At 49.2% G+C, this 12,435-nt stretch carries 10 protein-coding genes, 1 tRNA gene and 3 rRNA genes; 5 read left to right on the top strand and 9 right to left on the bottom strand.

Annotated elements, in window-relative coordinates:
• The 4 genes from On2M_RS21905 to rrf (On2M_RS21890) form a co-directional block, all read left to right on the top strand.
• A 23S ribosomal RNA gene (locus tag On2M_RS21905) occupies positions 1-192 on the top strand; the annotation flags it as partial.
• Between the two features lie 92 nt (positions 193-284).
• A 5S ribosomal RNA gene (gene rrf, locus On2M_RS21900) occupies positions 285-400 on the top strand.
• 14 nt (positions 401-414) lie between these two features.
• A tRNA-Thr gene (locus tag On2M_RS21895) sits at positions 415-490 on the top strand.
• 38 nt (positions 491-528) lie between these two features.
• Positions 529-644, top strand: a 5S ribosomal RNA gene (rrf, locus tag On2M_RS21890).
• A gap of 86 nt (positions 645-730) precedes the next feature.
• Here rrf (On2M_RS21890) and On2M_RS21885 read toward each other — a convergent pair.
• The 7 genes from On2M_RS21885 to On2M_RS21855 form a co-directional block, all read right to left on the bottom strand.
• The gene (locus tag On2M_RS21885) at positions 731-1,489 is read right to left on the bottom strand and encodes an amino acid ABC transporter ATP-binding protein (RefSeq protein WP_151217906.1); all 759 of its coding nucleotides are present in this window, start codon (positions 1,487-1,489) and stop codon (positions 731-733) included.
• Positions 1,490-1,496: 7 nt separating this feature from the next.
• On the bottom strand, positions 1,497-2,600 hold the full coding sequence (locus On2M_RS21880) for an amino acid ABC transporter permease (RefSeq protein ID WP_210905451.1): 1,104 nt from the start codon (positions 2,598-2,600) through the stop codon (positions 1,497-1,499).
• Between the two features lie 9 nt (positions 2,601-2,609).
• Complete coding sequence (locus On2M_RS21875; protein ID WP_210905450.1) at positions 2,610-3,791, bottom strand: amino acid ABC transporter permease; 1,182 nt, start codon at positions 3,789-3,791, stop codon at positions 2,610-2,612.
• Between the two features lie 69 nt (positions 3,792-3,860).
• Entirely contained in the window at positions 3,861-4,886 is a 1,026-nt protein-coding gene (locus tag On2M_RS21870; RefSeq protein WP_003025295.1) for an amino acid ABC transporter substrate-binding protein, read from the bottom strand.
• Positions 4,887-5,343: 457 nt separating this feature from the next.
• On the bottom strand, positions 5,344-5,565 hold the full coding sequence (locus tag On2M_RS21865; protein ID WP_003025292.1) for a lipoprotein: 222 nt from the start codon (positions 5,563-5,565) through the stop codon (positions 5,344-5,346).
• 270 nt (positions 5,566-5,835) lie between these two features.
• A complete protein-coding gene (locus On2M_RS21860; protein ID WP_210905449.1) occupies positions 5,836-8,949 on the bottom strand; it encodes an efflux RND transporter permease subunit in 3,114 nt (1,037 codons plus the stop codon).
• A gap of 10 nt (positions 8,950-8,959) precedes the next feature.
• Positions 8,960-10,120 carry an efflux RND transporter periplasmic adaptor subunit gene (locus On2M_RS21855; RefSeq protein WP_210905448.1) on the bottom strand — a complete coding sequence of 387 codons (1,161 nt, stop codon included), beginning with the start codon at positions 10,118-10,120 and terminating at the stop codon, positions 8,960-8,962.
• Positions 10,121-10,532: 412 nt separating this feature from the next.
• Between On2M_RS21855 and envR the strand changes: the two genes are divergently transcribed.
• Positions 10,533-11,189, top strand: a complete 657-nt coding sequence (gene envR / locus On2M_RS21850; RefSeq protein ID WP_151217902.1) for an acrEF/envCD operon transcriptional regulator — start codon at positions 10,533-10,535, stop codon at positions 11,187-11,189.
• Positions 11,190-11,234: 45 nt separating this feature from the next.
• Here the strand turns inward: envR and On2M_RS21845 are convergent, their stop codons facing one another.
• Positions 11,235-11,399, bottom strand: coding sequence for a DUF2556 family protein (locus On2M_RS21845; RefSeq protein WP_151217901.1), 165 nt, complete (start codon positions 11,397-11,399; stop codon positions 11,235-11,237).
• 82 nt (positions 11,400-11,481) lie between these two features.
• Complete coding sequence (yhdJ, locus tag On2M_RS21840) at positions 11,482-12,366, bottom strand: adenine-specific DNA-methyltransferase (protein ID WP_151217900.1); 885 nt, start codon at positions 12,364-12,366, stop codon at positions 11,482-11,484.
• Positions 12,367-12,435 lie beyond the last annotated feature (69 nt).

The raw sequence follows: 12,435 nt of genomic DNA, 5'->3' as shown, positions 1-12,435 counted from the left end.
TGCCCGGTAGCTAAATGCGGAAGAGATAAGTGCTGAAAGCATCTAAGCACGAAACTTGCCCCGAGATGAGTTCTCCCTGAGACTTTAAGTCTCCTGAAGGAACGTTAAAGACGATGACGTTGATAGGTCGGGTGTGTAAGTGTAGCGATACATTGAGCTAACCGATACTAATGAACCGTGAGGCTTAACCTTACAACGCCGAAGATGTTTTGGCGAAGAGACAGATTTTCAGCCTGATACAGATGACATCGACAGACTAAAAGTGTGTTGATGAACAGAATTTGCCTGGCGGCTGTAGCGCGGTGGTCCCACCTGACCCCATGCCGAACTCAGAAGTGAAACGCCGTAGCGCCGATGGTAGTGTGGGGTCTCCCCATGCGAGAGTAGGGAACTGCCAGGCATCAAATTTAGTGTGCTGATATGGCTCAGTTGGTAGAGCGCACCCTTGGTAAGGGTGAGGTCCCCAGTTCGACTCTGGGTATCAGCACCATTTTTTCGGTTTAAGTTCGGCACTTAGAAAAGAATTTGTCTGGCGGCTGTAGCGCGGTGGTCCCACCTGACCCCATGCCGAACTCAGAAGTGAAACGCCGTAGCGCCGATGGTAGTGTGGGGTCTCCCCATGCGAGAGTAGGGAACTGCCAGACATCAAATAAGCAAAAAGGCCATCCGTCAGGATGGCCTTTTTGCGTTTATAAGCGAAAAAATCCAGAACGGTATCCGCCATATCTATTTAATGAATAACCTGCGACAAAAAGGCGCGTGTGCGTTCAGATTTTGGATGAGCAAAAAACTCGTCCGGTGGCGCCTGTTCAACAATCTCACCAAGATCCATAAAGATCACCCGGTCGGCCACTGTGCGGGCAAAGCCCATTTCATGGGTAACACATAACATGGTCATGCCCGATTGCGCCAGACCTATCATGGTATCCAGCACTTCTTTTACCATTTCAGGATCCAATGCTGATGTGGGTTCATCAAACAACATGATTTTGGGTTTCATGCACAGCGAGCGTGCAATGGCCACGCGCTGTTGCTGCCCACCAGAGATTTGTCCGGGATATTTATGCGCATGTTCAGCAATGCGAACTCGCTCAAGGTAGTGCATTGCCAGAGTTTCCGCCTCTTTTTTCGGCATTTTTTGCACCCATACAGGTGCCAGCGTGCAGTTCTGCAGAACCGTTAAATGGGGAAAGAGATTAAAGTGCTGAAAGACCATGCCGACTTCTTGCCTGACGCGCTCAATATTTCGGATGTCCTCATTGAGTTCAATTCCATCCACCACAATACGTCCTTGCTGATGCTCTTCCAGGTGGTTAATACAGCGGATGGTTGTCGATTTACCTGAGCCGGAAGGCCCGCACAATACGATACGTTCTCCCTGCTTTACCTTCAGGTTGATGTTTTTCAGGACGTGAAATTGTCCGTACCATTTGTTGACGTTTTCCAGCGTAATCATCGCGTCGGTAGACGGCATTAATAATTGGCTCATAAATTCCTCAGTGCGGTGTACGCCCGGTGTTAAAACGCTTTTCCAGATGTTGGCTGTAACGTGACATGCTGAAACAGAAGATCCAGTAAATCAGAGCGGCAAAAACATATCCTTCCGTCGACATACCCAACCACGCGGGGTCCACAGTTGCCTGCTGCACGCTGCTGAAGAGATCAAACAGACCGATAATGATGACCAGGCTGGTATCCTTGAACAGAGCGATAATTGTGTTAACCAGACCGGGAATAACCAGCTTAAGGGCTTGCGGAAGAATGACCAGCCCTTGTGTTTTCCAGTACCCTAGAGCCAGTGATTCAGCGGCTTCATACTGACCTTTTGGCAGGGCTTGTAGTCCTCCGCGAACCACTTCTGCGACATAAGCCGACTGGAAAAGAATAACGCCGACCAGCGCCCGGATAAGTTTGTCGATACTGGCTCCTTCGGACATAAACAGAGGGAGCATAACTGAGGACATAAACAGGACGGTTATCAACGGCACACCGCGCCAGAACTCAATGAAAATGACAGATAAAATCCGCACTATTGGCATATGGGAACGACGCCCCAGTGCCAATAAAATACCCCACGGAAGCGCGCCCGCAATCCCTACGGATGCGATGATAAGTGTCAGTGTTAATCCTCCCCACTGTCGGGTTTCTACGCGCTCAAGTCCGATAAAACCACCGTACATCAACCACCAGACCACCACCGGATACACAATGGCCCAGACGGTAATATAGCGGCCACGATGGGGAATAAATTTCCAGAACATGGGGATGATAGAAACCAGGCCAATTATCAAGGCCAGATTTACGCGCCAGCGCTGATCGTGGGGATAAAGTCCATACATGAATTGCCCAAAGCGTTCATGAATGAACACCCAGCAGGCTCCGGCTTTGGTACAGTCTGCTCGGGTCGAACCGACCCAGTTGGCCTGAAAGAATACCCAGTTCAGCAGTGGTGGAAGAAATGACCAAATCAGCCATACGCATAGCAGCGTGAGCAGGCTATTTGACCAGCTGGAGAACAGGTTTTTACGCACCCAGAGCAGACTGCGGCCAGCCGGGTTACTGCTCTGGCGCGAGGGGGGAGACAGCAGTGCTTTTGTCATCATGGCTCCTTAGCGCTCAATCAGTGCGATACGGCGGTTATAAATATTCATCAGCAGAGAAATGCTCAGGCTGATGATTAGGTACACCGACATGGTGATGGCGATAGTTTCAATGGCTTGCCCTGTTTGGTTGAGCACCGTACCGGCAAACAGTGAAACCATATCCGGGTAGCCAATGGCGGCCGCAAGGGAGGAGTTTTTGACGATGTTCAGATACTGGCTGGTCAATGGGGGAATGATGACGCGCAGCGCCTGTGGGATGATTACCTGGCGCAGCGTTACTGGATTTGGTAGGCCCAGTGAGCGTGCGGCTTCATGTTGGCCATAAGGAACAGCCTGAATTCCCGCCCGAATAATTTCTGCAATAAACGCCGAGGTATACACGGAAAGCGCCAGGGTCAGGGCAGCCAGTTCGGGAATAAGCACCATACCTCCACGGAAGTTAAAACCGCGAAGCGCGGGGATGTCCCAGTGAAGCGCCGCGCCAAACAGCCACTGTGAAATCACCGGTAAAAGCACGATCAGCGCCAAAGCCGTTGGCCAGGTCCGGCGTAACTGACCTGTTTTAGTCTGGTGCATTCTGTTGTAGCGAAATAGCCCGATGGCGACGGCGATAGCGATAATGACAGCGATACATAACGCAAAAAAACCTTCTCCCATTTGCGGTGCCGGAATATACAATCCCCGGTTACTCAGAAACAGTAAATCCAACGCGTTAATGGCCTGACGTGGACCGGGCAGGTTACGTAATACGGCGAAATACCAGAAAAAGATCTGCAGCAGCGGCGGTATATTGCGGAACGTTTCGATGTAGATCGTTGAGAGCTTTCGCAATAACCAGTTATCTGAAAGGCGTGCCAGGCCGAGAAAGAAACCGAGAACAGAAGCGAAAACAATACACAACGCAGAGACTAATAGCGTATTGAGCAGACCGACTACAAAGACACGGCCATACGTATCGCCTTGCTCGTAATCAATAAGATGCTGGACAATACCAAATCCGGCGCTGCGATCGAGAAAAGAGAATCCCGAGGTAATACCGCTATTGTTCAGGTTATTTATTGTGTTATGAATGAGATAGACCGCAATGCTGATGACTGCAATGACGGTAATTATTTGAAATAACCAGGCGCGGACCGCAGGGTTAGAAAAGGATAACGATCCTTTTACGGTTGAGCGGCGATGGAACATAAGAAAACCTCGGTAACGATGACCCTGGACTGAGCGCCGCAGTCGCGGCGCCCGTTACATCACTACGCATTAGCGCACCGGTGGTGCATATTGAATGCCGCCGTTATTCCAGAGATTGTTCTGTCCACGTTTGATCTTCAGTGGACTTTCCGATCCAACGTTACGCTCAAAGATCTCCGAGTAGTTACCTACCTGCTTGATTATGTTGTAAGCCCACTTGTTATCAAGCTTCAGGTCCTTACCATAATCCCCTTCCTTGCCTAACAGGTGCGCCATATCCGGCGTGGCAGGATTAGCCGCTTTTTCATCGACGTTTTTCGAGTTAACCCCCATTTCTTCCGCATTCAGCATGGCGAACAGCGTCCAGCGAACAATGGAGAACCACTCATCGTCGCCACGACGTACGACAGGTCCCAGCGGTTCTTTAGAAATAACTTCTGGCAGGACAATCCACTCCGCAGGATTACTCAGCTTGATTCGCAGGGCGTACAGCTGAGACTGGTCGGAAGCTAGCGTATCGCAGCGCCCAGATTCGAGAGCTTTAGCGGATTCATCCGAGCGGTCGAAAGTGACGGGGGTGTACTTCATATTGTTGGCTTTAAAATAGTCGGCCACGTTCAGTTCGGTATCAGTTCCTGCCTGGATACAAACCGTTGCGCCATCCAGCTCTTTAGCACTCTTCAGACCTGCTTTATTGTGGGTAAGAAAACCAATGCCGTCGTAATACGTTACGCCAGTGAAAGACATTCCCATTCCTGCATCGCGAGAGGAGGTCCAGGTAGTATTACGAGAAAGCATGTCAACTTCACCCGATTGTAGCGCGGTGAAACGTTCCTTGGCGGTAAGCGGGGTATATTTTACTTTGCTATCATCGCCAAATACGGCGGAGGCAACGCCACGACATACGTCGACATCAATACCTGAAAACTTACCGCTTGCATCGGCGTAAGAAAAGCCAGGCAACCCGTCACTGATCCCACACTGCACAAAACCTTTTTTCTTTACTGCATCCAGTGTTGCGCCGGCATGTGCCTGATTTGCAACCGCAAGCAGCACGCCGGCCGCAGCCAGGCTGGCTATTATCATCTTTTTCATAGAGCATCCTGTGTGGAGGAATTATTGTTATGGAAACGTTCTGAAAACGTCTTTTACCTGTCTGTGGCTTTGGCCATACTCTTTTAAGCAAAGGTAGTGCCAGGTTTTTGCGCACGATTATTCGACGCAATATGCAGAGTGTAGACAGGAAAAAATAAATGCAGCGCCCTGAAGTGGTGCAAAATTGAAACGTAAGCCACATTTCGGCGCAAAAAATTCAAAAATCAGACTGGACGCGTGATAACGATTTCGTGCGTTAATATTGATCACGTGAGAATAATGGAAAGAAAACGTGGTGTTACTAAGAAAAGAAAAAATGCTAATTTCAAATCGTGGAGATGTGAGAGAAATCTATAATAATTTTATTATACGTTAGGTGCTTTAACCAACGCTTTGTCTTATATATATTTTATTTTTATAACTAAAAGCGCGGTAACAACCGCGCTTTTAAGAGGAATTATTTGGTTAAGGCAACGATCCCTAACGTCAGTCCAGCAACGGCTGCGGCACCACCGGCGATGGCTCCGGCGGTTTCCCAGTTATCCTGCGTGGTGCCTTTCATACATGTATTGGTATGAACCAGGCGTCCCTGATCGTCGTATACAGGTACGCAAGGAGAATCGTGTGCACAGCCGGCCAGAAATGCGGTTAGCAATGCAACGGAGATTAATCTTTTCATGGTGTTACCTCAAAAATAAGCGTTTCGCTAATCGGGCAAAGACAAACGCTAAGCCATCTGCGAACCTGGAGGCTATTTTACCACTTCTTAAAAAAATACTGACATGAGGAATAATCTCAATTCATGTGGATTGTAAAAATAATGAATAAAAAGAAAGGCGACGGGCGAATTTTCAGGAAAGATTAAAAAGAAATTAATGGCTATCTTATTAATAAATAAAGAGGGACACCATCGATGAAAAAGGCGTCCGAAGACGCCTTTTTTTACAAATTAGTCGTTGTGTCGACTAAAACGCCGTCTGACGACAACAAAGAAGACAGGGACGAAGAAGATTGCCAACAACGTCGCGGTCAACATTCCCCCCATTACGCCCGTACCGACCGCATTCTGCGCGCCGCTACCCGCTCCGTGGCTGATAACCAGAGGTATAACCCCCAGAATAAACGCCAGAGATGTCATCAGGATTGGACGAAGACGCATGCGCGACGCCTCCAGAGTGGCTTCTATCAACCCTTTACCCTCTTTATCCATCAGATCTTTGGCAAATTCGACGATCAGGATGGCGTTTTTAGCCGAGAGGCCAATAGTGGTTAGCAGACCGACCTGGAAGTAGACGTCGTTATTCATCCCACGCAGCGATGCAGCTAACAATGCGCCTACCACGCCGAGTGGTACAACCAGCATGACGGAGAAGGGAATTGACCAGCTCTCATACAATGCGGCCAGGCAAAGGAAGACGACGATTAGCGAGATGGCATAAAGTGCAGGCGCCTGGTTACCCGACAGTCGTTCCTGATAAGACATACCTGTCCAGTCATGACCAATACCGTTTGGCAGCTTTTCTGCGAGGCTTTCCATTAATGCCATTGCTTCACCCGTACTTCGACCAGGCGCGGCTTCCCCCAGTATTTCCATCGATGGCATACCGTTGTAACGCTCCAGGCGCGGTGAGCCGTAAACCCAATGCGATGCGCTGAACGCAGAGAACGGAACCATTTCGCCATTGGCACTGCGGATATACAGATTACTGATGTCCGTTGGCAGCATGCGGTATTTAGCATCCGCCTGAACGTAAACTTTTTTCACACGACCGCGGTCAATAAAGTCATTGACGTAATAGCCGCCCAACGATGCAGAGATCGTCTCGTTAATGTCCGACAGCGAAACGCCCAGTGCTTGTGCTTTCTCCTGATCGACATCCAGTTTGAATTGAGGGGTATCTTCCAGGCCGTTCGGGCGTACGCGGACTAACAAATCTGGGTGTTTAGCCACCATACCCAGCAGTTGGTTACGTGCTTGCGTTAACGCCGTATGTCCCAAACCGCCTTGATCGATCAGCTCGAAATCGAAGCCGGTTGCGGTACCCAATTCAACTATCGCTGGCATGTTGAAGGGGAAGACCAGGCCATCGCGAATCCGGCTGAAGGCGTAAGTGGCGCGTGCAATGACAGCTTCAGCGCTGTTTTCTTCTCCACTACGCTCATCCCAGGGCTTGAGGCTGACGAACGCCAGACCGGAGTTTTGCCCCTGGCCGCTGAAGCTAAAGCCGTTAACCGTGAAGACGCTTTCGACGTTAGCTTTCTCATTGTTCAGATAATACTGAGTAACCTGATCCAGCACTTTCTGGGTGCGCTCTTGTGTTGCGCCCGCCGGGAGCTGAATCATGGTCATAAATACGCCCTGATCTTCTTCCGGCAGGAAGGAAGTCGGTAGACGCATAAACAGCACTGCCATTCCGATCACGATGATCAGGTAGACAACCAGGTAACGCCCGGTTTTACGCACAATACCGCTGACGCTATTGGTGTAGTGGTTGACGCTGTTATCGAATTTGGCATTAAACCAGCCAAAGAAACCGCTTTTTTTCTCGTGATGTTCAGCCAATACCGGCTTCAGCAGCGTTGCGCAAAGCGCGGGAGTCAGGATCAGCGCGACCAATACAGAAAGCGCCATGGCGGAAACAATGGTGATGGAGAACTGCCGGTAGATAGCACCTGTCGACCCACCAAAAAAGGCCATTGGGATAAAAACCGCAGACAGCACCATGGCGATACCGACCAGTGCTCCCTGAATTTGTGACATAGATTTTTCCGTCGCCTCTTTAGGCGGCAGATTATCTTCCATCATCACACGTTCGACGTTTTCCACCACCACTATTGCATCATCGACCAATAGACCGATGGCGAGCACCATCCCGAACATCGTCAGGGTGTTTATCGAGTAGCCAAACGCGGCAAGTACGGCGAATGTGCCTAATAATACGACGGGGACAGCGATGGTTGGAATGAGCGTTGCCCGGATGTTCTGCAGGAACAAATACATGACCAGGAACACCAGCACGATCGCCTCAAACAGCGTTTTTACCACTTCGTGGATGGAGATAGTCACAAATGGCGTGGTGTCGTACGGATAGACCACCTTCATTCCCTGCGGGAAGAACGGTTGTAACTCAGCCAGTTTGGCTTTGATTGCGTTAGCGGTATCCAGCGCGTTTGCCCCGGTAGCCAATTTAATACCGAGACCGGATGCAGGCTTACCGTTAATACGCGCAACGACGTTGTAGTTCTCACCACCCAGTTCGATCCGCGCGACGTCTTTCAGATGAACTACCGAACCATCGCTGTTCACGCGTAAAGTGACTTTGCCGAACTCTTCAGGGTCTTTCAGTCGCGTTTGCGCAATGATAGAAGCGTTAAGCTGCTGGTTAGGTAATGCAGGCGTCCCCCCTAACTGACCCGCGGCAATTTGATCGTTCTGGACCTTTAACTGATTGATCACATCAACCGGCGTAAGCTGGTACTTGTTCAACAAGTTCGCATCCAGCCAAATACGCATAGCGTACTGCGCGCCAAACAGTTGTACGTCGCCTACGCCATTCAGACGACTGATTGAGTCTTTAACGTTTGAGGCGACGTAGTCGGAAATATCATCCTGCGTGGTTTGCGGGTTATCAGAAACAAACCCCGCGACCATTAAAAAGCTGCTGCTGGATTTCTCAACGCCGATCCCCTGCTGCTGGACTTCCTGCGGCAGTAACGGTGTGGCGAGCTGCAATTTATTTTGCACCTGAACCTGGGCGATATCGGGGTCGGTACCGGACTGGAAAGTCAGTGTGATGGTCACACTCCCGGCGGAATCGCTGGTGGAGGACATATACATCAGGTTATCGATACCGTTCATATTCTGTTCGATAACCTGCGTAACAGTATCTTGCACCGTCTGTGCATCCGCGCCTGGATAGGTTGCGGTGATTGCGACCGCAGGAGGTGCAATGGTCGGGTACTGCGCTACGGGAAGCTGCATGATTGCCAGAGCTCCCGCCATCATCAGAATGATGGCCAGTACCCAGGCAAAAATAGGACGCCTGATAAAGAAGTTAGCCATATCCGGTACCTTATTGGGCTTTCGTGGCAGAGGTTTCGGTGTCGGCAGTTGCTTTAACCTGGACGCCAGGGCGTGCTTTCTGTAAGCCGCTCACGATAACTTTGTCACCCGGTTGCAGACCTTCACTGATGAGCCACTTGTCGCCAATGGCTTGTGCGGCAACAACTGTGCGAGACTCAACCTGGCTCTTGTCGTTAACGACCATCACGGTGGCATCGCCGCGAGGCGTACGCGTTACCCCTTGCTGCGGAACGAGAATCGCATTTGGCTGAACACCTTCATCAACGCGCGCGCGCACAAACATGCCCGGCAGCAATGTGTGCTGCGGGTTAGGGAAGACGGCCCTGAGGGTGATGGATCCGGTACTTTCATCAACTGTCACGTCAGAAAATTGCAAAGTGCCTTTCAGCGGGTACGACTGACCATTTTCCATTACCAGTTCTACAGTACTGCTGGCATCGTCCTTATGCAGGCTCCCTTGCTCAATAGATTGTTTGAGGCGCATAAAGTCATTGCTGGACTGCGTTACATCGACGTAAATAGGATCAAGCTGTTGAACGGTAGCAAGCTCAGTCGCCTGGCCATTCGTGACTAATGCGCCTTCGGTGACGTTAGATTTACCGATACGTCCGCTAATGGGCGATGTCACTTTGGTGTAGGCCAGGTTAATACGTGCGCTTTCGACCGCGGCTTTTGCTGCGATTACGGATGCATCGGCCTGGCGGGCATCAGCAATGGCCTGATCGTACTCTTGCTGGCTGATGTACTTAGTGCCAACCAGCGGAACATAACGTTTTACCGTTAAATGCGCGATAGCTGCCGCCGCTTCACTCTTTGCCAGTTCGCCTTTGGCGCTGTCATAGTCAGCCTGGTAAGTCGCGGGGTCGATCTGATAAAGCGACTGACCGGCTTCAACATCGCTTCCCTCAGTGAAATTCCGTTTAAGTACAATCCCGCTAACCTGAGGACGGACTTCTGCAATACGAAATGCCGTTGTGCGCCCGGGTAATTCGGTCGTCACGGCTAAGGGGGCCTTTTCGACGACATGGACAGTCACCTGCGGCTCTGCGGGATGAGCTTGTGTTTCTCCCTGATCGTTACAACCGGCGAGTAATGCAGCGGAGATGATGATGAATGAGGGCAGGAGTGAAAACCTGGCATTTTTCGTCATTTCTATTCCTTAAAAAACCGAACGCTCGTTATTAACCGGGTAACGCAGAGGCGATAACGCGCACAAGAAAAATAATAGTTTGCTATCCTACAAATTATTAGCCTGCGATGTAAGTAATACTTATTTATGGACGCGACACACGGCACATAAAAACAAAAAAGGATTAATCTTCTGATGTTTCATTATGGTGTTAATAGCAATACTATGATGCGCATAAATACATGTCGAAATAAGCATTTGATTGGTGAATATATTTAAGTTTTTTATATGTTTTATTTATTCGTGTGCAATGTCAGCAATTAACGCTTTTAGGCCTCGTCTAAATATACGCTAAGTGATACATTTATTCCGTTCAGCAAATATTAGATAAGAAAGTTAATCATTCTCCACTCTACTCCGGACAGTCGGGATCATGGCCAGAAGAACAAAAGCTGATGCCCTCAAAACGCGACAGCACCTGATTGAAACAGCGATTGTGCAGTTCGCCGCGCGTGGCGTGAGTAATACGACGCTCAACGACATTGCGGATGCGGCCAACGTTACGCGAGGGGCACTCTATTGGCATTTCGAAAATAAAACGCAGCTTTTTAATGAGCTTTGGTTACAGCAACCACCCTTGCGTGATCTTATTCAGGAGCAGCTCGTTGGGCGTTGGGGAGATAACCCATTACAGCGGTTACAAGAAAGATTAGTCGTGGGTTTGCAATATATTGCTGAGAATCCTCGACAGCAGGCATTAATGCAGATTTTATATCATAAATGTGAATTCCATAATGATATGATATCGGAACAGGCTATTCGTGAAAAAATTGGTATCAATCATCTGGATATGCGCATTGCCTTGCAACAATGTATGGACGAAGGGCTTGTCGCAACCGGCCTTGATTTAGACGTTATAATAATTATTCTTCATGGCAGTTTTAGTGGCATCGTTAAAAACTGGCTCATTAATCCAATGAGTTATGATCTTTATAAACAAGCGCCAGTATTAGTTGATAATGTATTAAAAATGTTAAGCCCAGATGGTATCGTAAGGCAATTAACGCAGAGTGAGAGTCAGGTAGGGTAGTTTTAGCCGCCAGGCCTGACGGCTGCTGAAGTGGGGTGGGCGGCACTATTCGAGATCGACGCAGTTGACCAGCTTAAGGGGATTCACCGAGTTCATGTTCCGACACTTGTCGTGCTCTGTTGTCATCAGCTCTATCCACTGAATAAGCAGCGCATCAAAAAGAAAAACGAAGACCGCAAAAATAACCAGCCACCAATACTTGCGTATCATTACCAAACCCTGTGTATTCATGCCCAAGCGTGCAGGGAATATACACGAAATCTGCACGCTGAAAAGCGGACTTACAATGCCTTTACTTTGCTGAACGATCGCCACACTTTGCCGTCAAATGGCTCTTTTTAGACATGTTTTTTGTCTTACGCTTTTTCACCTTTGCAAGTTCAATTTCTGAAAAATGAGAACCAATACTCAGTCTTCTGAGCCCCATTTTCACGTATTCAGTATTGATTTCAATCCCGACAAACTTGCGACCTAACTCCACGGCGGTGGCGCCGGTCGTGAAGCTACCGGCAAACGGATCCAGCACTTTGTCATCTGGGTTGGAGGAAGCCAGAATGATGCGCTCCAGTAAAGCTTTGGGTTTCTGCGTGGGGTGATTTTCGTATTCGTCCATCAGATAGCGAACGCGGGGAAACGCCCAGACATTGCCAGGCACTTTTTTCTGATTATATGGCTGGGGTGGATTCTTTCTGTAATCTATCAGCGCGCGTTTAGCGCCCGTTTTGGCTTCCACCAGAATATCATCGCGATTAAACGTATAGTTTTTCTGATCTTTTACCATCATCAGGATCGGTTCATACATCGAACCAAAGTACTTTTTGGCCTGCACCCCAGAGCTATCATATGACCACACGATGCGGCTCTTGATGGTAAAAAGCTGGCGGCATTTGAGGTCGATGTATGGCATGTTCTCCGTACTGTTCATGATGTACATGGTGCCATGCGGTTTGAGAATACGATGGCATTCGTCAATGCATTCAAACAGCCATGTCAAAAAGCTCTGTTCGTCCCAGGATTCCACCATTCCGTCAAAGTTTTTACCGATATTATAAGGTGGGTCGGCAAAAATGAGCTCGACGCTTTCAGACGGCAGCTTTTTCAGTTCGGTCAGCGCATCACCCAGGATTATCTTTTTAGATTCATCGCCAAAATAGACAGGTTCACATCTCGCGTTCATCGCCAAAGCCTCCCGTATGACGTCAATAAAAAAGGCGCTTCCCCATGCCGAGTAGCGCCTTTTAAAACA

It is taken from the genome of Citrobacter sp. On2M (assembly GCF_018035235.1).
GTDB lineage: Bacteria > Pseudomonadota > Gammaproteobacteria > Enterobacterales > Enterobacteriaceae > Citrobacter > Citrobacter meridianamericanus.
The sequence above is the reverse complement of the archived record's forward strand: the minus strand, read 5'-3'. Positions and strand labels throughout refer to the sequence as shown.